The organism is Massilia sp. ST3 (genome assembly GCF_018119405.1).
Classification (GTDB): domain Bacteria; phylum Pseudomonadota; class Gammaproteobacteria; order Burkholderiales; family Burkholderiaceae_D; genus Telluria.
Window position 1 is genome coordinate 15,446 of sequence record NZ_JAGPWC010000048.1, and the last position, 22,639, is coordinate 38,084.

Genomic DNA, 22,639 nt, shown 5'->3' on the forward strand with positions numbered 1-22,639 from the left:
CCTTACTGAAGGTGGCAGGACAGCGCCCAGGCGACGTGTTCGCGCACCAGTTCAGACGGGTGTGCGGCGCGGGCCCGCAGGGCCGCCACGATTGCTGGGTCGCCGCGGCGCTCGCCGGCGGCATTGCCTAGGCCCACCGCCAGGTTGCGCAGCCAGCGCTCATGGCCGATCCTGCGGATCGGGCTCCCTTCCATGCGGCGGTTGAATTCCTCTTCTTCCCACCCGAACAGTTCCACCATGCCGGCGTCGCCCAGGCCGTTGCGCTCGTCGAAGTCCGGCAGTTGCGCCCGCTGCGCGAACTTGTTCCACGGGCAGGCCAGCTGGCAATCGTCGCAGCCGTAGATGCGGTTGCCGATCAGGGGCCGCAGCTCCTCGGGAATGCTGCCCTTGAGTTCGATTGTCAGGTAGGAAATGCAGCGCCGCGCATCCAGCCTGCCCGGCCCCAGGATGGCCTGGGTCGGGCAGACGTCGATGCAGGCCCGGCACTGCCCGCAGTGGGCGCCGGTGGGCGGATCGACCGGCAGCGGCAGGTCGACCAGGATCTCGCCGATGAAGAAGGTCGAGCCGGCGTCGCGCGACAGCAGCAGGGTATGCTTGCCGCGCCAGCCCAGGCCGGCCTTCTCGGCCAGCGGCAATTCCATCACAGGCGCCGAATCGGTGAACACACGGTAGCCCAGTTCGCCCACCGCCGCCTTCACGCGTTCGGCCAGCTGCTGCAGGCGGTTGCGCAGCACCTTGTGGTAGTCGCGGCCGCGGGCATACACCGACACCACCGCCGCGCCCGGATCGCGCTGGCGCGCCGCTTCCTGCTCGCGCCATTGCTCGCCGCGCGCCTGCGGCAGGTAATCCATGCGCGCCACGATGGCGCGCACCGTGCCCGGCACCAGTTCGGCGGGACGCGCACGCTTCATGCCATGGCTTGCCATATAATCCATCTCGCCATGGCAGCCCGCATCCAGCCAGGCCTGCAGGCCGGCTTCCAGGTGCGCCAGGTCGACGTCGGCGATGCGCACGTCGGCGAAGCCCAGCTCCGCGCCCCACCCCTTGATGGTGCGCGCGAGTTCTGGCAGGGTGGTCGGATCGAGAGGGACGGTCGGCATGGCGGGATGGACAACATTGCGGCCCTAGTCGGCGCCACTGAATACACAAGATCAAGCACGCTATTTTATTCGATGCAGCCTTACAAAGCTTACCTGGCCGACGAATCGGCAACGGCCGCCCTGGGCGCGGCGCTGGCCCGCGCCATCGTGCCCGGACTGGTGATCTACCTGCACGGCGACCTGGGCGCCGGCAAGACCGCCCTCACCCGCGCGCTGATCCAGGCCGCCGGCCACGCAGGCACGGTCAAGAGCCCGACCTATACCTTGTCGGAGCCCTACCGCGTGAACCTGGATGGCAAGCCTGCCAACATCATCCACTACGACCTGTACCGCATGGCGAGTCCCGAGGAATTCCTGGACGCGGGCTTCCGCGAGGACTTCGACGGACGCAACATCTGCATCGTCGAGTGGCCGGAAAAAGGCGAGCCGGTGTTGCCGCCACCCGACGTCAGGGTATTGCTCAATGTCAGTGGACTCGGCCGTGAGGTAGAATTGCAGCCGTTGTCCGACTTGGGTCTGCTATGCCTCGACCGTCTCGCCTCCGCACTTCCCCGCTAATTCCCGGATCGCCGCGCCGCCGCACCCTGCTCAAGGCCGGGGGGACGCTGCTGCTGTCCGTAATGTCCCCGCTGCCCGCCAGCGCCGCCCAGATCCTGGCCGTGCGCGTCTGGCCCGCGCCCGACTACACGCGGGTGACGCTGGAGAACGACACCAATCTCAAGACCGAGCACTTCCTGGTGCCCGATCCGCCGCGCCTGGTGGTCGACATCGAGGGCCTGGGCCTGAACAGCACCCTGAAAAGCCTGGTCGCCAAGATCGAGTCGAACGATCCCTACATCAAGCAGGTGCGGGTCGGCCAGAACCGGCCGAACGTGGTGCGCCTGGTGTTCGACCTGAAGGAAGAAGTCAAGCCCGAGGTGCTGACCCTGGCCCCGGTGGCCGGCTACCAGCACCGCCTGATCTTCGACCTGTATCCGGTGAAGCCGGTCGATCCGATCGCCGCCATGATCGAAAAGGGCGAATGGAGCACCGTGCCGGCGCCCAGCGCGCCCGGCAACCCGGCCCTGGGCGAACCGGTCGCCGGCGCGCCGCCGGTGCAGATCCCGACCCCGACTCCGGTCACGCCGCCCGCGCAGCAAAACCCTGTGCCGGACGCGATCGCGCGCATGGAGTCCGCGATGTCGGGCCTGGACGGCGCGCCGCCGGCCCAGCCCGTGCAGCCGCCGCCCTCACCCACCAAGACCGTTCCCAAGGCCCCGGCCCAGAAGGTCACGCGCATGGTCACCATCGCGCTCGACCCGGGCCATGGCGGCGAGGACCCGGGCGCGATCGGCGCGCGCGGCAGCCGCGAGAAGGACATCGTGCTGGCAGTGGCCAAGCGCCTCAAGGCCAGGCTGGAACAGCTGCCCAACACGCGCGTGATGCTGACCCGCGACGGCGACTACTTCGTGCCGCTCGGAACCCGCGTGCAGAAGGCGCGCAAGGTCGACGCAGACCTGTTTGTCTCGATCCACGCCGACGCTTTCGTTTCGCCGACGGCGCGCGGCTCCTCGGTCTTCGTGCTGTCGGAAAAAGGCGCCAGCTCGAGCGCGGCGCGCTGGCTGGCGAACGACCAGAACAAGGCCGACCTGATCGGCGGCGCCAGCTACGCGACCGCCGACAAGCAGCTCGCGAGCGTGCTGTTCGACCTCTCGACCACGGCCCAGATCAACGACAGCCTCAAGCTCGGCAAGGCCGTGCTGGGCGAGATCGGCGGCATCAACCGCTTGCACAAGGCGGCCGTCGAGCAGGCCGGCTTCGCGGTGCTGAAGGCGCCCGACATCCCGTCGATCCTGGTGGAGACGGCCTTCATCTCGAATCCGGAAGAAGAAGCGAAGCTGAACGACGACGGCTACCAGGACAAGCTGGCGGACGCCATCACCAAGGGCATCCGCCGCTATTTCGCCGACAACCCGCCTATGGCCAAGAGCCGCCAGACCTGACATGGACCACACCGTTTTCGGGCAGCTGCCCGCGATCCGCATCGCATCACCCGACGGGGCCGAAGCCATCGTCACCCTGTACGGCGCCCACCTGGTGTCGTGGAAAGGCGCGGACGGCCGGGAGCGCATGTTCTGCAGCGCGCGCTCCGCGCTGGACGGCAGCAAGGCGATCCGCGGCGGCGTGCCGGTGATCTTTCCGCAGTTCGCCGAGCGCGGTACCGGCATGCGCCACGGCTTTGCGCGCGTCAGCACCTGGCGGCTGGAAGACAGCGGCGAGGGCTGGGCGGTGTTCGGACTGAACGAAGCGGATCTCCCCGCGCAGCTGGCGGCCGGCTGGCCGCATCGCTTCGCCCTGTCGCTGCGCCTTGGCGTGCAGGGCAACGAACTCACTATGGCGCTCACGGTGCGCAACACGGGCGAAGCGCCCTTCCCGTTCGCGGCGGCGCTGCATACCTACCACCTGGTGCCGGAACTGAAGGATGTGCGCATCGACGGCGTGGCGGAGCAGACCTTGTCGATCGAGGACAAGCTGGACGAGGTGTACCAGCAGGTTGGCGCGATCACCATGACGACCGGCGCGCGTGTCGTGAAGCTGGAGCAGGAAGGCTTCACGGAGGCGGTGGTGTGGAATCCGGGGGCGGCGGACGCGGCGGCCTTGTCGGATATGGAGGATGGGGAGTATCGGCGCTTCGTGTGCATTGAGCCGGCGCTGCTCGATCCGCATACGCTGGCGCCGGGCGAGACCTGGGAAGGCCGCTACCGCATCAGTTAACCCCCAGCCGCAAAACCGTCGTACGCGCCACTGGCGCCTACGACTTCCGGCGCAGGCCGGAACCCAGGTTCGTCGCATACCAGCCGAGTCAAACGCAGCGGCAACGCATGCAAACCTGGATTCCAGCCTTCGCCGGGATGACGGCTCATACGCTTGCGGTCGACGTAAAAAAACCCGGCAGCGCCGGGTTTTTCACTTCCTTACATCGACTCTTTGATCATCCGCCCATTACTGGCCTGCACCGGCCGCGAATTCAGCGGATACAGCCGCGAGAACAAGGCCATCTGCTGCGGCGAAGCCGTCATCGGCTGCTTCATCACCAGCCACAGCACGTCCTCGGTGCAAGGCGGCGTGGTCAGCGAACCCATGTAGGTGAAGTATTCGCGCTTCTCGGGCAGGATCTCGTTCACGTCCAGCACGATCGAGGGCGCCACCGTGGTCTGCTTTTCCAGCGGCAGGTTGTTCCACACGGTCTGGATCATCGGGTTGGCCTTGCCGCGCTCGAGCAGCACCGCCAGCACGGCCAGCTTGCCGTCGTAGCTCTTGTGTACCAGGTGCACCACCATCTCGGTGCCCTTGCCGTTGATGCGCTCTTCCGACGGGCGATGGAAGTGGAACTGCTGCAGCTCGTAGGTGGTGTTGCCGACCGTGAGGAAGTTGCCGCCGCCGACGTTCACCTGGATGGTGTGGCCGTTGTCGATCTCGTTGAAGGAGCTCGGGTGGTAGTCGAAGGCGATGTGTTCGAGGTCGACCTTCATGCCGTCGCGCAGGTCGATCGGCGACTGGCGGTTGCCGGTCGAGCACTTGGCCCAGGCGGAATTGATGTTGGCCCAGTTGGCCGGGCCGAATTCGCCGTCGTAGCTCCAGTGGGTGCCGTTCTTGGGCGCATGTTCCTTGGCGGCCGCGGCGGCCGCGGCCAGGGCTTCCTGCTTGCGCTTGGCGTCGGCCGCCTTGCGGGCGCGGGCGGCGGCCTGGGCGCGCGCTTCCTGCTTGGCGCGCAGCTCGGCCAGCTTCTCGGCGATGCGCACCGACAGGTCGACTTCGGCCTCTTCCTCGGACTTGCTGGCGGCCGCCGGGACCGGCGTCACCGACGCCTTCAGGTCCGGCTTGATCGACGCCTTGACGAGTTCGGGTTTGGCCGCCTTCGGGGCGGGATCGTTCGCGCTTGCCGTCGCCGTAACCAGGCTGAGAGCGAACAGGGCGATGAGGTGTCGCATGGGTTTCCAGATGAGTGGGCTTACTCCTCCCTTATCGGCGCGAATGGCCCCAAACTTGAGTGCGCTGAAGCAACAAAGCCGCAGAATCTGCGGCCTTGTCCAGGATGCTAGCAAGCTTGCCAATCAGCGGCTGAGCACGCGCCGGCTGAACTTGTACAGCCCGCCGATCGCCAGCGGGACCACGGCCGCGCTCACGCCCACCAGCACGATCTCGGTCAGGTGGTCGCGGATGATCGGGATGTTGCCGAAGAAGTAGCCGCCGGTGACCAGGCTGGCCACCCACAGGACCGCGCCGGTGATGTTGTACATCTGGAAGCGTGCGCTCGTCATGTCCGACACGCCCGCGACGAAAGGCGCGAAGGTGCGCACCACCGGCACGAAGCGGGCCAGGATGATGGTCTTGCCGCCGTGCTTCTCGAAGAACTCGTGGGTGCGGGTCAGCGCATCCTTGTTGATCCAGCGGTAGTTGTGCGTGAACATGCGGTGGCCGACAGCCTCGCCGATGTAGTAGTTCAAGGTATTGCCCGTGATGGCCGCGATCATGAGCAGCGCCATCAGCAGCGGATAGTTCATCTGGCCGGTGGCGCAGAAGGCGCCGGCGATGAACAGCAGGGTATCCCCAGGGAAGAAGAACAGGACCACCAGGCCCGTCTCGCAGAACACGATGGCGAACAGCACGATGTAGACGTAGGTGCCGTACTGGGCCAGCAAGGTGCCCAGCGTCTTATCGACATGCAGGATCATGTCGAAGAATTGCATCAGATCCATAATTTTCCTAAAGGGTAGCCTCGCATCATACCATTAGTCGCTTGTCAAACATGGGGGCGGGACCGGCTCCGCCTTGATTTCCAGGGCAAGACTTGCTGCTTTATCAGCATTCCGGATTACAATCCGGCGATACCCGACAACAAGCGGCATCGACCGCGACCAGGAGACCCCAGCATGGTATTGACGACCGCCCACCGTTCCACGCTTGCCCTGGCCCTGCTGGCCACGGCAAGCGTGTTCGCCGCCCCGGCCAAGGCGCCCAAGGAACTGCCGCCCAAGCCCTCGGTGGCGGACGTGGTCAAGGCTTCCAAGCCCGCCGAATGGCGCCCGCTCGATCCCGAGAACACCATGTACATCGAGCTGCCGGCCGGCCGCGTGATCGTCGAGCTGGCGCCCGCCTTCGCCCCCAACACGGCCGCCAACATCCGCGCCCTGGTGCGCGAGAACTACTTCGACGGCCTGTTCGTCATGCGCGCCCAGGACGGCTTCGTGGTGCAGTGGGGCGACCCGGACGAGGAGAATCCGAAGCCCTTCAAGGCGCCCAAGACGGTCAAGGCCGAGTTCACCGTGCCGATCAAGGGCGCCGGCGCCTTCACCCGCCTGAAGGAACCGGACGTGTATGCGCCCCAGGTCGGCCACGCCAACGGCTTCCCGGCGGCGCGCGACCCGGCCACGGGCGAGACCTGGCTGCCGCACTGCTACGGCATGGTGGGCGTGGCGCGCGACAACGGCGCCGACACCGGCAACGGCTCGCAGCTGTACACCGTGATCGGCCACGCGCCGCGCCACCTGGACCGCAACATCACGGTGGTGGGACGGGTCGTGCACGGCATGCCGCTGCTGACCGTGATGCCCCGCGGGACGGGGGCGGCCGGCTTCTACGAGAAGCCCGAGCAGCGCACGCCGATCGCCAAGGTGCGCATGGCGGCCGATTTGCCCGAGAACGAGCGCAGCAAGTTCGAGGTGATGCGCACGGATAGCGCGTCGTTCCAGGCGGTGATCGAGGCGCAGCGCAATCGCGGCGGGCCGTGGACCAAGGTGGCGGCAGGGCGGATTGATTTATGTAATGTGCCGATTCCGGTGCGCGAGCAGAAGTAAGCGTTCACGGTTTGCGAACAAACTTGGGTTCCGGCCTTCGCCGGAACGACGGTCTTCAGGTTATTGGTAAACTCAAACAACGTCATCCCGGCGAAGGCCGGGATCCAAGTTTGCAAGCAGACCACAACCCTCCCCTTTTACCGCCGAGCCTGATCCGCATCAAGCACGCCGCGATATAATCGGCACATGAACGCCCCCGCCCTGACTTTCCGCCCCATCCAGCAACTCCCCGACCAGCTCATCTCCCAGATCGCCGCAGGAGAAGTGGTCGAGCGGCCTTCGGCCGTGGTCAAGGAATTGCTGGAAAACGCGCTCGACGCGGGCTCGACCCAGATCACCGTGCGCCTGGAAGAAGGCGGGGTCAAGCGCATCGCCATCACCGACAACGGGCGCGGCATCCCGCCCGAGGAATTGCCGCTGGCCCTGGCCCGCCATGCCACCTCGAAAATCGCCTCGCTGACCGACCTCGAGAACGTGTCCACCCTGGGCTTCCGCGGCGAGGCGCTGGCCTCGATCGCGGCGGTGGCCTCGGTGCGCGTCACCTCGCGCACCGCCGGTTCGCCGCATGCCTACGAGATCGTCGGCTCGCACCACGGCGCCGTCTCACCCTCGTCCGGCGCCTTCGGCACCACCATCGACGTGCAGGACCTGTACTTCAACACCCCGGCGCGGCGCAAGTTCCTCAAGTCGGAACAGACCGAATACGCGCACTGTGCCGAAGTCGTGCGCCGCATCGCGCTGGCGCGGCCGGACGTGTCCTTCAGCCTCACCCACAACGGCCGCACCATCGACCACTGGAACGTGAGCGAGCCCGCTAAACGCAGCGCCCAGATCCTGGGCGGCGACTTCGCCGAGGCGCGCCTGGCGCTGGACGAATCGGCCGGCCCGCTGCGCCTGCACGGCTACGTCGGCCTGCCGACCGCCTCCAAGGCGCGCGCCGACGGCCAGTTCTTCTATGTGAACGGGCGCTTCGTGCGCGACAAGCTGCTGGTGCACGCGGTGCGCGCGGCCTACCAGGACGTGCTGCACGGCGACCGCTTCCCGTCCTATGTGCTGGCGCTCGAACTCGATCCGGCCCTAGTCGATGTCAACGTGCACCCGTCCAAGATCGAGGTGCGCTTCCGCGACAGCCGCGCCGTGCACCAGTTCGTGTTCCACGCGGTGCAGCGCACCCTGGCCCAGACCTCGGCCACCGCCCACGGCAGCGCGCCGGCGCCGATCAGCGCGGCCGAAATCAAGCCCAGCGGCACCCCGGTCTGGCAGCCGCGCCCGCACGAGCAGACTTCCTTCGGATCCCAGCTGGCGCCGACCTTCTCGCCTTCGCCCTTTGCACCCGGCAGCCGCTGGGACGAGCCGCGCGCGGGCGTGACGCAAAGCACCGAAGCCTATGGCGCGCTGTTCGCCGCCAACGAGAGCGCACGGCCGGCGGCGCCCGCCCAGTCCCCGGCTACCGTGCCGCTGTCGGCGTCGGAGCGTCCCCTGTCGAACGAGGACTTCCCGCTCGGCTTCGCCTTGGCCCAGCTGCACGGCATCTACATCCTGGCCCAGAACACCAAGGGCCTGGTGCTGGTCGACATGCACGCGGCGCACGAGCGCATCCTCTACGAGCAGCTCAAGCAGGCGCTGGATGCGCGCCTCGACGGCCAGGAAGAGATGCAGGTGCAGGCGATGCTGATCCCCGTCACCTTCTATGCCGACGCGGTCGAGGTGGCGACCGCCCAGGACCACCAGGACACGCTCAAGGCGCTCGGCTTCGACATCGCCGCGCTGTCGCCCACCACCCTGGCGGTGCGCTCGGTGCCTTCGCTGCTGAAGAATGCCGACGCCCAGACCCTGGCGCGCGACGTGCTGCGCGACGTGCGCGAATACGGCGGCTCGCGGGTGCTGGTGGAACGCCGCAACGAGCTGCTGGGCACGCTCGCCTGCCACACGGCGGTGCGCGCCAACCGCATCCTCAGCACGCCGGAAATGAACGCCCTGCTGCGCCAGATGGAAAGCACCGAGCGCGCCGACCAGTGCAACCACGGCCGCCCCACCTGGGTCCAGCTCGAGATCGCCGCGCTCGACAAGCTCTTCCTGCGCGGCCAATGATGGCAAACGCGAAGAAACCGATGGCGGTGGCCATCATGGGCCCGACCGCGTCCGGCAAGACCGCCGCGGCGCTGGCGATCGCGCGCGAGCATCCAGTGGAGATCATCTCGGTCGATTCGGCGCTGGTCTACCGCGAGATGGACATCGGCACCGCCAAGCCCACGGCCGAGGAACTGGCCAGCGCGCCGCACCACCTGATCGACATCCTCGACCCGCTCGAGTCCTATTCGGTGGCCCAGTTCAGCGCCGACACCATCCGCCTGGTGGGCGAGATCCAGGCACGCGGCAATCTGCCGCTGCTGGTGGGCGGCACCATGATGTATTTCAAGGGCCTGACCGACGGCCTGGACGACCTGCCGACCGCCGACCCGCAAGTGCGCGCCGCGATCGAGGAAGACGCCGCGCGCATCGGCTGGCCCGGCATGCACGCCAGGCTGGCGGCGCTCGATCCGGTCACGGCCGCGCGCCTGGCGCCGAACGACGCCCAGCGCATCAACCGCGCCCTTGAGATCATCGAACTGAGCGGCAAGCCGATGTCGGAACTGCTGGCGCGCCGCGCCAAGCCCGAGCTGCCCTTCGAGCTGCTCTCCTTCGCCCTCGAACCCTCCGACCGCGCCGTGCTGCACGGGCGCATCGCACTGCGTTTCGACCAGATGCTGGGCGCCAGCGACGACACCGGCCTGGTGGCCGAAGTACAGCGCCTGCGCGCGCGCGGCGACCTGCACCCGGCCCTGCCCTCGATGCGCTGCGTCGGCTACCGCCAGGCCTGGGAATACCTGGATGGCCAGATCGACCGCGCCGGGCTGCGCGACACCGGCATCGTCGCCACGCGCCAGCTGGCCAAGCGCCAGCTCACCTGGCTGCGCGCGATGCCGCAGCGGATCGTCCTCGACTGCCTGGGACCGGACCCGGCGCCGGCCATGCTTGCGCATTTGGCAAGCTTGTCCAGGTGACAGCGGCTACCGCGCCGATAAGTGGTTTGCCGTGGGATGCGCGCCACAGGTTTTTCTAAATGTAAATTTCCTGTGGTAATGTGTATCAATCCTTTAGCATCCCGCGCTGACCAGCAACACGGTGGCGCGCCACCGCCTTCCGCATGACGACTTCTTTCCTCCGCTACGGCGCCCTCGCCGCGACCGCCGCCCTGCTCGCCGCCTGTTCGAGCACGCCCACCGTCGCCCCGAAGGGCGGCTCGACGGCCATGCCGTCGAAGTATTACCTGAACGACGGCCCGATGAAGGGCATCACCCAGGAGATGGTCGACGCCATCCCCGAGCCGGTGCCGAAGCGCGAGCCGCTGAGCAAGTGGGCCAAGCGCCCGTACGAGGTGCTCGGCAAGACGTTCACGCCGATGACCGAGCTGGCGCCCTTCAAGCAGCGCGGCCGCGGCTCCTGGTACGGCACCCGCTACCACGGCAAGAAGGGCTCGATCGGCGAGCCCTACGACATGATGCAGCTGACCGCCGCCCATCCGACCCTGCCGCTGCCCTCCTACGCCCGCGTCACCAACCTGGAGAACGGCAAGAGCGTGGTGGTGCGCCTGAACGACCGCGGTCCTTTCCTGCACGACCGCATCATCGACCTGTCCTATGCGGCCGCGATGCGGCTCGGCTATGCCGGCAAGGGCAGCGCGGACCTGGAAGTCGAGCTCCTGCTTCCGTGAATTTCGGGTATGCTGGTTCTCTTCGTGCCCTGAGGCGACGCATTTTTGCACCACGGCACAAGATCGAACCTTGACAGGGGACGAGGCAGCCGCGATAATGCCTGCCGTTGCGGTGATATAGCTCAGCTGGTTAGAGCACAGCACTCATAATGCTGGGGTCGGTGGTTCAAGTCCACCTATCACCACCAAGAATTCCAAGCGAATGGCTTGACTCCCCGAGTCGAGCCATTTTTGCTTCTTGCCGCACCCGGTTTTCCGGTGATATAGCTCAGCTGGTTAGAGCACAGCACTCATAATGCTGGGGTCGGTGGTTCAAGTCCACCTATCACCACCAGTTTCAACAGGAAGCCGCCGCTCCCCCCAGGGACCGGCGGCTTTCTTGTTTTCGCTCCCTTCACACATTCACCACATTCACCCCATTCACCCCATTCACCACATCATGACGGCGGTCTGGTCGCGGCGGTCGCTGTGGTACATCCTGATCCGCAGCACGTACTGGCGTCCCTTGAACAGCTTGATGCGGAAACTCGCGTTCAGGTCTTCGCCGCTGTCGTCGTCGCCGGTGCGGTAGCGCAGCTGGCCATTGTCGTTCTCGAACAGCACCATCACCGAATCGGAAGCCCCGAAGGTGCGGAAGTCGTAGAAGCGGGTTTCCTGGGGCGCGACGCGGAAATCGCGCTGCTGGCCGGGCGCCAGCTCGACCAGCACCGATTGCGCCGGCCGCAGCAGCGGTGCGGAGGCGTCGTCGGTCGGCGGATACAGGGTCCTGACCCAGTTGCGGTCCTTTTCCGACAGCCCGCCCGCCGGCTGCAGACCGTTTACGAAGAATGCTTCCGGCTTCCTGATCAGGCCGCGCTTGAAGGGATAGTGCATGACCGAGTCCGCGTCCCAGGTCGTGCCCTCCACCTCGCCGGGATCGAGCTTGCGGATGATGTTCCACCAGGTCTTGTCGCGGTCCCATTCGTTGGGCGGCCTGGCCAGGTCCTGGTAGACCGCTTCCTCGTCCCATTCGATGCCGGCCTTGGGATTCTGGTGCTCGTGCGGGAAGCCCAGCGTATGGCCGATCTCGTGGATGGCCGTATCGAGCTCGCCGGGCGCGGCGATGTTCCAGCCGAAGTTCATGGTGCGCTCGTTGGGGCTGGCGTGGTCCAGGATTTCCCGGCCCAGCCAGGACCAGGCGCCGTCGCCGCGCATGAAGCCGATGCGGATCTCGGCCTCCTCGCGCTCGCTCACTTCCTCGAAGCGGACGCCGATGCCCTGCTGGGCCCAGACCTCGAAGGCGCTGCGCACCACCTGCTTTTCGCCTTCGGAACCGCGCCAGGGCACGAAGGCGGTTTGTCCGTTGTCGAGCACGACGTTCTCGCCATCGGTGTCGCGGTCGAAGAAGGTGTAGTGCAGGACCGTGCCGGTGACCCATTTGTTGCCGAAGAGGTTGATGAGACGCTCGCGCATCGGCGTGACGCCGGCCGGAAAGATACGCCTCGGTACCGGGTGCAGGGAACAGAACTGCCGCCCCTCGCCCTCCGTCCACGCCGCCTCGCCTGCTTCCCTTGTTGCCGCCATGATGTCCTCCTGTTCTTAACACTTGTCCGGTATGGGATCGACCCGGACGACGCGGCTTTGGTTCCGCAGCGGCAGCAGCTGGGCGATGCCGAAGGCCAGCTCGGCCACCGTGAAGCCCAGGATCAGCCAGGTGGCGCCGTGCGCGACCGCGTACAGCTGCCAGGCGGCGAACAGGAAGCGGGCCAGCGCATCGTAGCGGCCGTACAGGGCCTGCGTGGCGCGCAGGCGCAGCAGCGACCACACCACCACCACCGAGCCGAGCAGGTTGGCCATCAGCATGTGGGCGGGTTCGAAGGGCGGCAGGCTGCCCGGCAGTCCGGATCCTTGCGCCAGCGCCGCCAGGGCCCCGTGGACCAGGGCGAAGGTCCAGGGCGTGGCGAAGCCGGCGGTCACGAACAGGTCGTACCAGGCGCTCAGGCGGACCAGCTTCAGGTAGCGGGACTGGGAAATCATGCGGTTCTCCTCTCGATGAAAAACACAGGCTAAAGCCTGGAGTACACTCCAGGGTCAAGCGCTTTTTGGAAGGGATGAACATGAAGATCGGGCAGCTTGCCGAGGCGGCCGGGGTCAGCTGCGATACCTTGCGCTTCTACGAGAAGCGCGGGCTGATCCGGGCGCTGCGTGGGGAGAACGGCTATCGGCAGTACGCGCCGGAGACGGCGCAGCTGGTCGGATATATCCGGATGGCGCAGAAGCTGGGCTTCAGCCTGGCGGAGATCGGGGAGAATTTGCCGGCGCTGTGGGAGGCGCGGGAGCCGGAGCAGGCGATTGCGCAACTGCTGGCGGAGAAGGTGGAGGCGATCGACCTGCGGATCGCGGAGCTGCAGGCCTTGAAGACGGGGCTGCTGGAGAGGATCAGGCTGGTGTGTCCGCTGGCGGCGGGGCCGGCATAAGCAGCTTGAACGCGTCGGCGGCGAAGCCGCCGACCCTACGTGAAAATATCCCGATTACTCAATGTTTCTTGCCGCCGCCCGAGATCTTGTTCTCGGTGGCCCAGGCCCGGCGCTCGGCTTCCTTCTTGCCGACACCCTTCTTCTCGTAGCCTTCCTCGATATGCTTGACCTGGCGCTTCTGCTTGTCGGTGTACGACGATTTATCTCCTTGAGGCATGATGGCCCTCCTTTCATACGAATGATGGGCGAAGCTTAACCTCCCGGCTGCCTGTTTTTTGTGCGCCAGCCCACTTATACGGACGATCTACTCAGCCGTAGGTGCGGTCGTCGTCGAGGGCGTAGTCGCCGCGCGCCAGGCCCTCCAGCACGGCGTGCGCGTGCGGCAGGTGTTCCTGCGGCACCAGCACGCGTACCCCGCCCAGCGCGGGCGCCAGCAGCAGGTCGGCCTGCATCAGGTGGGCGTCGGCCAGCACCGCCGGCACGCCGGCCGCCACCAGGCAGCCCTGGGCCAGGGTGGCGTCGAGCGGCACCATGTAGCGCGCGACGATGAACAAGTCGCGCCCAGGGATCTGTTCCACGTCCGGGTGGGCGGCGAGCCAGGCATTCAGTGCTAGCTGTTCCATGAGGCGCTCCTGAGGATTGGGCCCATCTTAACGCAACAATACGGGCAATTGCGACAGCAGGTAGAGGGTCACGCCGATCAGGCCGCCCACGATGGTGCCGTTGATGCGAATGTACTGCAGGTCCTTGCCGATGTTGAGTTCGATCTGCTCCGACATCTCGCGATCGTCCCAGTGCTTGACCGTATCGGCGATGTGGCGGGTCAGGTAGCCCGCGAATTCGGGCGCCGCGCCGCGCGCGGCCGATTCCAGGTTCTCGTGCAGCGACTGGCGCAGCTGCGGGTCCTCGGCCAGCACCTTGCCGACCCAGGCGCCCATGGCCACGATGCGGCGGCGCAGGCTGGAATCCTCGCTGTGCAGGTCGCGCTTGAGCCAGGCCTTGAGGTCGTCCCACAGCGCCTTCAGGTAGCCATTGAGTTTTTCGTCTTCCAGCAGATAGCGCTTGATTTCCTCGGCCTTTTCCAGGAAGGCCGGATCGCCCTTGAGGCGCTCGATGAATTCGCTGGCGTAGTCGTCGAAACGCTGGCGCAGCGGGTGTTGCGGGTCGGCCGCCACCTTGCCGAGGATGCCGGCCGCGAGCCGCACCGCGATGTCGGCGCCCTTGCGGCCGATCAGCTCCGAAGGCAGCATGCGCTCGATGAAGGCGTATTCCTCCTTGAGCCAGTCGACGATGCCGTCGGCGATGGTGGCTTGCGTGTCCGGGTTGTCGAGCAGGCGCGCCAGCTGGCGGATACCTTCGTCCAGCAGTTCCTGGTGGCGCCGCCCGCGGGTCAGGCTTTCCAGGATGGCGCCGGCCGACTGCGACAGGTCGACGCTGCGCACCATGCCGTGCACGGCGCGGCTGATGAAGCCCTGCACCGCCGCGTCCTCGATGAAGTCGAGCATCCAGGTGGCGGCGCGTACCAGGTAGCCGCCCATCAGTTCCGTATTGGCCGGCTTGGCCAGCCATTCGGCCACCTTCTTTACCGGGTCGTGGCGCTGGATCAGGCCGACGATGGAATCGGTGTCGAGGAATTTCTCGCGCACGAACAGGGCCAGGTTGTCGGCGATGCGCGCCTTGTTGCTGGGGATGATGGCCGTGTGGCGCGACACGAAGGGAATCGGCACCCGCCTGAACAGGGCCACCACCGCGAACCAGTCGGCCAGGGCGCCGACCATGGCCGCCTCGGAAAAGGCGCGCAGCAGGCCGGTCCACCAGTTCGGCGGCAGGAACAGGGTCAGCACGAACAGCGCGGCCGCGCCCACGAAGAAGCCGAGGGCGAGCATCTTGGACTGGCGCAGTTCGTCGTGCTTGCTGCTTGCTGTACTACTGGCGTGCATGGGAGGCGTTCGCTTTCCTTGTCGAGCTCACGCCGCCTATGCTATATGACTTGCCCCTCGCGCAGCGCTTCGATTGCCGCCCGTTCCAGGCCCCAGTCGGCGAGGATGGCGGCGCCCTCGCCGGCCGGGACGACCGCCGCGGGCACGGCGGCCGGGGTGCGGCTGAAGCGCGGCGCCGGCGCCGGCTGGGTCACGCCCTCGACCTCGACGAAGGTGGCGCGCGCCGCGTTGTGCGGATGGCGCGGCGCCTCGGCCATGTCGAGCACCGGCGCGAAGCACGCATCGCTGCCTTCCAGCAGGCGGCACCAGGCGTCGCGCGTGCGGGTCGCGAACAGCGCGGCGAACTTGCCCTTGAGTTCGGGCCAGCGGTCCTGGCGCCACTGCTGGCGGAAATCGGGATCGTCGGCGCCCGCCAGTTCCAGCAGGCGCGCGTAGAACTGCGGCTCGATGGCGCCGACGGCGACGAACTTGCCGTCCAGGCAGGCATAGGTGTCGTAGAAAGGCGCGCCGCCGTCCAGCATGTTGGTCTCGCGCCGGTCGCCCCACATGCCGTGGGCGCGCAGGCCATACATCATCGCGCCCAGCAGGGCGGCGCCATCCGTCATGGCGGCGTCCACCACCTGCCCCTTGCCGGACTGGCGCGCTTCCAGCACCGCGCACAGCACGCCGAAGGCCAGCAGCATGCCGCCGCCGCCGAAGTCGCCGACCAGGTTCAGGGGCGGCGCCGGCGGACCGTCCTTGCGCCCCATCGCATGCAGCATGCCGGACAGCGCCACGTAGTTGATGTCGTGCCCCGCCGCATAGGCCAGCGGGCCGTCCTGGCCCCAGCCGGTGACTCTTCCCATCACCAGCTTCGGATTGCGCGCCAGCAGGATGTCCGGCCCCAGGCCCAGGCGCTCCATCACGCCGGGACGGTAGCCTTCGAGCAGCACGTCGGCGCGTTCCACCAGCTGCAGCAAGGCTTCGCGTCCGGCGGCCTGTTTCAGGTCCAGCGCCAGGGTGCGCCGGCCGCGCGCCATGACGTCGTACCTGGTGCCCAGGGTGGGATAGGGATTCCCCTCCCCCGGTGCGCTCTTGCGGTCGATGCGGATGACTTCCGCCCCCATGTCGGCCAGCATCATGGCGGCGAAGGGGCAAGGCCCGATCCCCACCATCTCGATGATCTTGACGCCCTGCAGCGGTCCAGGCATGCCTTCTCCTTGTCGTTACAGCGAACGGGCGATGATCTCTTTCATGATCTCGTTCGCGCCGCCATAGATGCGCTGTACGCGCGCGTCCACGTACATCTGCGCGATCGGATACTCCAGCATGTAGCCATAGCCGCCGAACAGCTGCACGCACTGGTCGACCACCTTGCACTGCAGGTCAGATATCCACCACTTGGCCATCGAGGCCTGGACCGTGTCCATGCGCCCGGCCAGCATGTCCTCGATGCAGCGGTCGATGAAGACGCGGGCGATGGTCGCCTCGGTCTTGATCTCGGCCAGCACGAAACGGGTGTTCTGCATCTCGATGAGAAGCTGGCCGAAGGCCTTGCGCTCGCGCGTGTGCTCGAGCGTCAGGCGCAGCGCCCTCTCGATGGCGGCCACGCCGCACACGCCCAGGATGGTGCGCTCGTAGGGCAGCTCGGTCATCAGCTGGGCGAAGCCGCGCCCTTCCTCGCCGCCCAGCACATTGTCGAGCGCGACATGGGCCTCGTCGAAGAACAGCTCGCAGGTGTCCTGGCCCTTCTGCCCCACCTTCTCGAGGATGCGGCCGACGCGGAAGCCCGGATTGTCCTTCGTCTCGAGCAGCATCAGCGACACGCCCTTGGCCCCGGCCGCCGGGTCGGTCTTGGCCACCACCAGGATCAGGTCGGCCAGGTAGCCGTTCGAGATGAAGGTCTTGGAGCCGTTCAGCCTGTAGCCCTCAGGGGTCTTGCGCGCCGTGGTGCGGATGCCTTTCAGGTCGGAGCCGGCGCCCGGCTCGGACATGGCGATGGCCGCGATCATCTCGCCGCTCGCCAGCCGCGGAAGATATTTGCGCTTCTGTTCCTCGGTGCCCTGGTTCAGCAGGTAGTGCTCGACGATGGCGTGCACGTGGATGCCGAAGGCGGTGTCGCCGCCGTAGGACAGCTCTTCGAACACCACCGCCATGTGGGCGAAGCTGCCGCCGGCGCCGCCGTATTCCTCGGGAATGTCGGCGCCAAGCAGGCCCAGTTCGCCGGCCTTGCGCCACAGGCCGCGGTCGACGTGCTGCTGCTTGCGCCAGGTCTCCTGGTGCGGCACGATCTCGCCCTCCACGAAGCGGCGCACGGCGTCGCGGAAGGCCTGCAGTTCTTCATTCATCCATGGGGACGTGGTTTCCATGCGCCTTCTTTCAGTTGCGGTAGAGGGTGACGACGCAGGCGCCGCCCAGGCCCAGGTTGTGCTGCAGGGCCACACGCGCGCCTTCGACCTGGCGCGCGCCGGCGCTGCCGCGCAGCTGGTGGGTCAGTTCGAAGCACTGGGCCAGGCCGGTGGCGCCGAGCGGGTGGCCCTTCGACAGCAGGCCGCCGGACGGGTTGGTGACCACCTGCCCGCCGTAGGTGTTGCCGCCTTCGCGGATGAACTTGTCGGCGCCGCCTTCCGAGCACAGGCCCAGGGCTTCGTAGGTGATCAGTTCATTGTGCGCGAAGCAGTCGTGCAGCTCGACCACGTCGAGGTCCTCGGGCGCGACGCCGGCCTGTTCGTAGACCTTGCGCGCCGCGGCGCGGCTCATGTCGTAGCCGACCACGCGCATCATGTCGTTCGAATCGAAGGTGCCCGGACGGTCGGTGGTCATGGCCTGGCCGGCGATATACACATCGGTGCGCAGCTTGTGGCGGCGCGCGAAGTCTTCCGACACCAGCAGCGCGGCGGCCGCGCCGCAGGTGGGCGGGCAGGCCATCAGGCGGGTCATCACGCCGGGCCAGATCGCGGGCGCGTCCAGCACGTCCTGGGTGCTGACTTCCTTGCGGAGCAGGGCCAGCGGATTGTTGGCGGCATGGCGGCTGGCCTTGGCGCGGATGCGCGCGAAGGCTTCCAGCGGGGTGCCGTACTTGTCCATGTGGGCCAGGCCGGCGCCACCGAAGTAGCGCAGCGCCAGCGGGATCTCGGGCTTGCCGACCAGGCGGTCGGTGACTTCGTCGAAGGCGTCGAAGGGGGTCGGGCGGTCGGTGAAGACCGAGCCCAGGGCGCCCGGGTTCATCTGCTCGAAGCCCAGCGCCAGCACGCACTCGGCGGCGCCGCTCTCGATGGCCTGGCGCGCCAGGTAAAGCGCGGTCGAACCGGTCGAACAGTTGTTGTTGACGTTGATGATGGGGATGCCGGTCATGCCCAGCTGGTACAGGGCTTTCTGGCCGCTGGTCGAATCGCCGTACACGTAGCCGGCATAGGCCTGCTCGACCTCGTCATAGGCCAGCCCGGCGTCGTCCAGCGCCGCGCGCGCGGCCTGCGCGCCCATCTCATGGTAGGGGCTGCTGGCGCCCGGCTTGGCGAAGGGGATCATGCCCACGCCCGTCACATATACCTTCCGGCTCATCCTGGTCTCCTTGGATTAGGTCGCTCGACCTATAATTTCCTGATTATAGGTCAACCGTACTATTTTTTGTATCCCACATGCGATAATGCCTGCCATGACTCTGACACTCGACGGCGCCCTGCGCGCCAAGCCCTCCGGCACCACGGAAAAAGGCATGGGACGCGCCCAGGACATCCTGCACGCGGCGAGAGAGCTGTTGGCCAGCGAAGGCTACGCCGGCTTGTCGATGCGGCGCGTGGCCCAGGAAGTGGGCATGAGCCTGTCGAACGTGCAGCACTACTATGGCAGCAAGGACGTGCTGGTCGAGGCGCTGCTGCTCTACACCATGGACGTGTTCCAGGCCAAGATGGATTCGATCGCCCTCGGCATGATCGGCCGGCCGCAGGTCGAGCGCTTCCTGACCACGGTCGACATGTTCCTGGAAGAGATCACCGATCCCGTGACCCACGCCGTGTTCTTCGAGATCTGGGCGCTGGCCTCGCGCCATCCTTTCGCGTCGGATTTGATGGGCAAGATGCTGGGGCGCGAGCGCAAGGCGATCTACGGGCTGATCCGGGGGCTGCATCCGGACATCTCCGACGAGGAGTACATGCAGCGCGCGGTCCTGATGGTGGCGCAGATCGAGGGGCTGATGCTGTTCCGGCTGGATCGCAGGGAGCGGCCGGAGCAGTACGAGGCGGTCAGGGGGGCGGTGCGGAAGGTGGTGCTGGCGTTGGCGACGGTGCCTTGAGACGCTAACGGCCTGCTTGCAAACTTGGGTTCCCGCCTTCGCGGGAATGACGTTCAAAGGCCGCAAGCCACAATTATTTTCGTGAGCCGCTAACCGAAACACCGTCATTCCCGCGAAGGCGGGAACCCAAGTTCCTACGCGTACCGCGGACCCTACTCTGATCTAAAAAACAGCGCATCCGACCCAGTCGCTTATACTCCTAGGGATCTCAACCCAACAAGGAGCCCCCTCGGATGCACCATGAACTCAGCCTGATCACCACCATTGCCGCCGCACTCGGCTTCGGCTTGCTCTTCGGCATGCTGGCCGTGCGCCTCAATCTTCCGGCCCTGGTCGGCTATCTTGCCGCCGGCGTATTCATCGGCCCGGCTACGCCGGGCTTCGTCGCCGACGTCGCCCTCGCCTCCCAGCTTGCCGAAATTGGTGTGATGCTGCTGATGTTCGGTGTCGGCCTGCACTTCTCGATGCGCGACCTGCTCGAAGTGAAAGGCATCGCCCTGCCCGGCGCCCTGCTGCAGATCGCGGTCGCCACGGCCATGGGCATCGGCCTGGCCCACTGGTGGGGCTGGAGCCTGGGCGCGGGGCTGGTGTTCGGCCTGGCGCTGTCGGTGGCCAGCACCGTGGTGCTGCTGCGCGCGCTGGAGTCGCGCGGCATCCTGGATTCGCTCAACGGCCGCATCGCCGTCGGCTGGCTGGTGGTCGAGGACCTGGTGACGGTGCTGGTGCTGGTGATGCTGCCGGCCCTGGCCGGCCCCCTGGGCGGCAAGGGCGAAGCCGGCGCCGAGCTGTGGCCGGCGCTGGGCAAGACCCTGCTGCAGGTGGGCGCCTTCGTCGCCTTCATGCTGATCGTCGGGCGCAAGGTCTTCCCCTGGTTCCTGTGGCGCGTGGCCAAGACCAATTCGCGCGAGCTGTTCACCCTGGCCGTGATCGCGGCCGCGGTCGGCATCGCCTACGCCTCCTCGCACCTGTTCGGCGTGTCTTTCGCGCTGGGCGCCTTCTTCGCCGGCATGGTGCTGCGCGAGTCCGAGCTGAGCCACCGCGCGGCCGAGGAATCGCTGCCGCTGCGCGACGCGTTCTCGGTATTGTTCTTCGTCTCGGTCGGCATGCTGTTCGACCCGATGGTGCTGGTCGAGTACCCGCTGCACGTGCTGGCCGTGGTCGCCATCGTCCTGTTCGGCAAGTCGCTGGCCGCCTTCATCCTGGTGCTGGCGCTGCGCTACCCGCTGAACACCGCGATCACGGTCTCGGCCAGCCTGGCCCAGATCGGCGAGTTCTCCTTCATCCTGGCCGCGCTGGGCATGTCGCTCGGCCTGCTGCCGGAGCTGGGCCAGAACCTGATCCTGGCCGGCGCCATCATCTCGATCGCCGTCAACCCGCTGCTGTTCAAGGCCGTGGCGCCGCTGGACAGCTGGCTGCGCTCCAAGTCCGACCTGGCGCGCAAGCTGGAGCGCTCCACCGACCCGCTGGCCGAGCTGCCGATGGAAACGGCGCACGAAAAACTCAGCGGCCAGGTGGTGCTGGTGGGCTTCGGGCGCGTTGGCCGCCGCATCGCCGACGACCTGGTGGCGCGCGGCGTGCACTTCGTGGTGGCCGAGCAGAACCGCGAGATCGTCGAGCAGCTGCGCGGACGCGGCATCCCGTCGGTGGTCGGCAATGCGGCCGAGCCGGCGGTGCTGATCCAGGCCCACATCGCGCGCGCCGCGATGCTGGTGATCGCCACCCCGGACACCTTCCACGTGCGCAAGATGGTCGAGATCGCCAAGGCGCTCAACCCCTCGGTGCAGTGCGTGGTGCGCACCCATAACGAGCGCGAGGCCGAGCTGCTGCGCGAGGATACGGGCGGCAAGGTCTTCGTGGGCGAGGAGGAACTGGCCGGCAGCATGATCCGGCATGTGGTCGATACCCTGCGCGCCCCGGCCGCGCATTGAGCGATTCCGGGACCGGCGCCTTGGACCATCCGCTCCTTCCCCTTCTCGCCACCCTGGCGGTGCTGGGCGTCCTGGCGGTCTGCCTGCGCCGCCTCGTGCCGCGACAGCAGGCGGAGGACCTGGCCAGCTGCATCGCCAGGCTCGACAGCGAAGGCCTGCTTCTCAGGCAGAAGTTCCATGCCGTCCGCGCGTTTGCGGTCGAGGAGCTGGAAGACGAGGGCTCGCACTACTACATCGCGCTGGCGGACGGCAGCGTCCTGTTCCTGAGCGGACAATACCTGTACGAATTCGAGGTCGAGGATCCCGACGAGGGCATCCCCGGCCGGCGCTTTCCCTGCACCGAATTCGAGATCCTGCGCCATGCACAGGAAGGCTATGTGCTGGACATCCTGTGCGCCGGCAAGGTGCTGGAACCCGAGGCCGTCGCAGCGCCGTTCAGCATCCAGGAACACAAGGATGGCGAGGTGCCGGGGGATGGCGAGCGCATCACCGGCGTCTCCTACGAGCAGCTCAAGCAAGAACGGCTTCGGCGCTCGGCGAGCTAGGCACTTATGCAGTACGGGAGAATGTTCCCCAAGCTAACATTTCGTTACAGTAATTGCAGATTAGTAAATCTTGTCATATGTGACATGCGCTTAATGTCCTTGCACCGCGATTCGGGCGAATCGCGGCCAACACACTCAAGGACAAGCATGAAAAAACTGATTTGCACGCTGGGCGTCGGCCTGGCGATCCTCGGACCGGCCCGGGCGCAAGAAACCTCGTCCGTCCCTGTCGCCCGGGCCTATGCCGGCGCCAGCCTGATCCTGGCCGACCATGTCGAGGGCAGCAACAAGAGCGACCTCAAGCTCTTCGGCGGCTACGAGTTCAGCCGGAACTGGGGCGTCGAGGCGGGCTTCAGCCGCTACGGCGGCAGGGATTACCACTACTTCGCCTGGCCGGACGGCCAGAGCGAGTCCTACCGCACCAAGGGCTATGGCTCCTACGTCGCCGCCAAGTACAGCATGCCGATCGGCGAGCGCTTCGCCGCCTACGGCAAGCTCGGCCTCGCACACAGCCAGCGCAAGCTGACCGACTCCATGGGCTGGCACGGCAAGGACACCGACAACGGCGTGTATGCGGCGCTGGGCGCCGAGGCCAGGCTGACCGAGAACGTGGCCTTGACGCTCGAATTCGAGCACTACGGCAAGGAAAAGCGCTACGGCGCCGAGGACAGGCAGTGGGGCGTCGGGCTGAAGGTGGGATTCTAGGCGCTGCCGTGCCGGGACCGGCCGGATGAATGTTCCGCCAACGATCACCGCGTCGGGGGGGGGGGCGGCCCCCCCCCCCCCCCCGGGGGGGGGGGGAAAAAAAA

Annotated in this window: 23 protein-coding genes and 2 tRNA genes; 14 read left to right on the top strand and 11 right to left on the bottom strand. The window is 66.9% G+C overall.

Features of this window, described 5'->3' with window-relative positions; genetic code table 11:
- Window positions 1–2: 2 nt before the first annotated feature.
- Entirely contained in the window at window positions 3–1,100 is a 1,098-nt protein-coding gene (gene queG / locus KBW98_RS16110) for a tRNA epoxyqueuosine(34) reductase QueG (protein WP_211521171.1), read from the bottom strand.
- 72 nt (window positions 1,101–1,172) lie between these two features.
- Here queG and tsaE point away from each other — a divergent pair, with 72 nt between their 5' ends.
- The 3 genes from tsaE to KBW98_RS16125 are packed head-to-tail and all read left to right on the top strand — an operon-like array spanning window position 1,173 to window position 3,854.
- Complete coding sequence (gene tsaE / locus KBW98_RS16115) at window positions 1,173–1,658, top strand: tRNA (adenosine(37)-N6)-threonylcarbamoyltransferase complex ATPase subunit type 1 TsaE (RefSeq protein WP_211521172.1); 486 nt, start codon at window positions 1,173–1,175, stop codon at window positions 1,656–1,658.
- A complete protein-coding gene (locus tag KBW98_RS16120) occupies window positions 1,622–3,082 on the top strand; it encodes an N-acetylmuramoyl-L-alanine amidase (protein WP_211521173.1) in 1,461 nt (486 codons plus the stop codon). Before tsaE ends, KBW98_RS16120 begins: the two co-directional genes overlap by 37 nt.
- Before the next feature lies 1 nt (window position 3,083).
- Entirely contained in the window at window positions 3,084–3,854 is a 771-nt protein-coding gene (locus KBW98_RS16125) for a D-hexose-6-phosphate mutarotase (RefSeq protein WP_211521174.1), read from the top strand.
- A 200-nt stretch (window positions 3,855–4,054) separates the two neighbouring features.
- On the opposite strand, the gene KBW98_RS16130 is transcribed toward KBW98_RS16125, so the two are convergent.
- Both KBW98_RS16130 and KBW98_RS16135 read right to left on the bottom strand, forming a co-directional pair.
- Window positions 4,055–5,071: a carbonic anhydrase gene (locus KBW98_RS16130; RefSeq protein WP_211521175.1), complete on the bottom strand. Its 1,017-nt coding sequence runs from the start codon at window positions 5,069–5,071 to the stop codon at window positions 4,055–4,057.
- Window positions 5,072–5,194: 123 nt separating this feature from the next.
- Window positions 5,195–5,839, bottom strand: a complete 645-nt coding sequence (locus KBW98_RS16135; RefSeq protein WP_211521176.1) for a VTT domain-containing protein — start codon at window positions 5,837–5,839, stop codon at window positions 5,195–5,197.
- Window positions 5,840–6,013: 174 nt separating this feature from the next.
- On the opposite strand from KBW98_RS16135, the gene KBW98_RS16140 reads away from it, so the two are divergent.
- The 6 genes from KBW98_RS16140 to KBW98_RS16165 all read left to right on the top strand — a co-directional run bounded on the left by KBW98_RS16140 (window position 6,014) and on the right by KBW98_RS16165 (window position 11,025).
- Window positions 6,014–6,937 carry a peptidylprolyl isomerase gene (locus tag KBW98_RS16140; protein ID WP_211521177.1) on the top strand — a complete coding sequence of 308 codons (924 nt, stop codon included), beginning with the start codon at window positions 6,014–6,016 and terminating at the stop codon, window positions 6,935–6,937.
- 186 nt (window positions 6,938–7,123) lie between these two features.
- On the top strand, window positions 7,124–9,028 hold the full coding sequence (mutL, locus tag KBW98_RS16145) for a DNA mismatch repair endonuclease MutL (RefSeq protein ID WP_211521178.1): 1,905 nt from the start codon (window positions 7,124–7,126) through the stop codon (window positions 9,026–9,028).
- Window positions 9,025–9,981, top strand: a complete 957-nt coding sequence (miaA, locus tag KBW98_RS16150) for a tRNA (adenosine(37)-N6)-dimethylallyltransferase MiaA (protein WP_373888960.1) — start codon at window positions 9,025–9,027, stop codon at window positions 9,979–9,981. The genes mutL and miaA overlap by 4 nt, the downstream gene beginning before the upstream one ends.
- Before the next feature lie 143 nt (window positions 9,982–10,124).
- Window positions 10,125–10,691: a septal ring lytic transglycosylase RlpA family protein gene (locus tag KBW98_RS16155; protein WP_211521179.1), complete on the top strand. Its 567-nt coding sequence runs from the start codon at window positions 10,125–10,127 to the stop codon at window positions 10,689–10,691.
- 111 nt (window positions 10,692–10,802) lie between these two features.
- A tRNA-Met gene (locus KBW98_RS16160) sits at window positions 10,803–10,879 on the top strand.
- Window positions 10,880–10,948: 69 nt separating this feature from the next.
- Window positions 10,949–11,025: transfer RNA gene (locus KBW98_RS16165), tRNA-Met, on the top strand.
- 95 nt (window positions 11,026–11,120) lie between these two features.
- On the opposite strand, the gene KBW98_RS16170 is transcribed toward KBW98_RS16165, so the two are convergent.
- Both KBW98_RS16170 and KBW98_RS16175 read right to left on the bottom strand, forming a co-directional pair.
- Window positions 11,121–12,254, bottom strand: coding sequence for a M12 family metallopeptidase (locus KBW98_RS16170; RefSeq protein ID WP_211521180.1), 1,134 nt, complete (start codon window positions 12,252–12,254; stop codon window positions 11,121–11,123).
- Between the two features lie 15 nt (window positions 12,255–12,269).
- Window positions 12,270–12,707, bottom strand: a complete 438-nt coding sequence (locus KBW98_RS16175) for a hypothetical protein (RefSeq protein ID WP_211521181.1) — start codon at window positions 12,705–12,707, stop codon at window positions 12,270–12,272.
- Between the two features lie 74 nt (window positions 12,708–12,781).
- Here KBW98_RS16175 and KBW98_RS16180 point away from each other — a divergent pair, with 74 nt between their 5' ends.
- Window positions 12,782–13,147: a MerR family transcriptional regulator gene (locus KBW98_RS16180; RefSeq protein WP_229429233.1), complete on the top strand. Its 366-nt coding sequence runs from the start codon at window positions 12,782–12,784 to the stop codon at window positions 13,145–13,147.
- A 58-nt stretch (window positions 13,148–13,205) separates the two neighbouring features.
- Here KBW98_RS16180 and KBW98_RS16185 read toward each other — a convergent pair whose 3' ends face one another.
- From KBW98_RS16185 to KBW98_RS16210, 6 genes are all read right to left on the bottom strand, one after another.
- Window positions 13,206–13,364: a hypothetical protein gene (locus tag KBW98_RS16185; protein ID WP_036215215.1), complete on the bottom strand. Its 159-nt coding sequence runs from the start codon at window positions 13,362–13,364 to the stop codon at window positions 13,206–13,208.
- Between the two features lie 91 nt (window positions 13,365–13,455).
- Entirely contained in the window at window positions 13,456–13,770 is a 315-nt protein-coding gene (locus tag KBW98_RS16190) for a putative signal transducing protein (protein WP_211521182.1), read from the bottom strand.
- A gap of 27 nt (window positions 13,771–13,797) precedes the next feature.
- Window positions 13,798–15,087, bottom strand: a complete 1,290-nt coding sequence (locus KBW98_RS16195; RefSeq protein WP_211521183.1) for a DUF445 domain-containing protein — start codon at window positions 15,085–15,087, stop codon at window positions 13,798–13,800.
- 41 nt (window positions 15,088–15,128) lie between these two features.
- A complete protein-coding gene (locus KBW98_RS16200; protein WP_211521184.1) occupies window positions 15,129–16,277 on the bottom strand; it encodes a CaiB/BaiF CoA-transferase family protein in 1,149 nt (382 codons plus the stop codon).
- A 15-nt stretch (window positions 16,278–16,292) separates the two neighbouring features.
- Window positions 16,293–17,435, bottom strand: a complete 1,143-nt coding sequence (locus KBW98_RS16205) for an acyl-CoA dehydrogenase family protein (RefSeq protein ID WP_229429234.1) — start codon at window positions 17,433–17,435, stop codon at window positions 16,293–16,295.
- 10 nt (window positions 17,436–17,445) lie between these two features.
- Complete coding sequence (locus KBW98_RS16210; protein WP_211521185.1) at window positions 17,446–18,627, bottom strand: lipid-transfer protein; 1,182 nt, start codon at window positions 18,625–18,627, stop codon at window positions 17,446–17,448.
- Window positions 18,628–18,721: 94 nt separating this feature from the next.
- Between KBW98_RS16210 and KBW98_RS16215 the strand changes: the two genes are divergently transcribed.
- The 4 genes from KBW98_RS16215 (at window position 18,722) to KBW98_RS16230 (ending at window position 22,535) form a co-directional block, all read left to right on the top strand.
- On the top strand, window positions 18,722–19,357 hold the full coding sequence (locus KBW98_RS16215) for a TetR/AcrR family transcriptional regulator (RefSeq protein WP_211521186.1): 636 nt from the start codon (window positions 18,722–18,724) through the stop codon (window positions 19,355–19,357).
- A 233-nt stretch (window positions 19,358–19,590) separates the two neighbouring features.
- Window positions 19,591–21,285: a YbaL family putative K(+) efflux transporter gene (gene ybaL, locus KBW98_RS16220; protein WP_211521187.1), complete on the top strand. Its 1,695-nt coding sequence runs from the start codon at window positions 19,591–19,593 to the stop codon at window positions 21,283–21,285.
- Between the two features lie 20 nt (window positions 21,286–21,305).
- Entirely contained in the window at window positions 21,306–21,830 is a 525-nt protein-coding gene (locus KBW98_RS16225) for a hypothetical protein (protein WP_211521188.1), read from the top strand.
- A gap of 147 nt (window positions 21,831–21,977) precedes the next feature.
- Complete coding sequence (locus tag KBW98_RS16230) at window positions 21,978–22,535, top strand: porin family protein (RefSeq protein WP_211521189.1); 558 nt, start codon at window positions 21,978–21,980, stop codon at window positions 22,533–22,535.
- Window positions 22,536–22,639 lie beyond the last annotated feature (104 nt).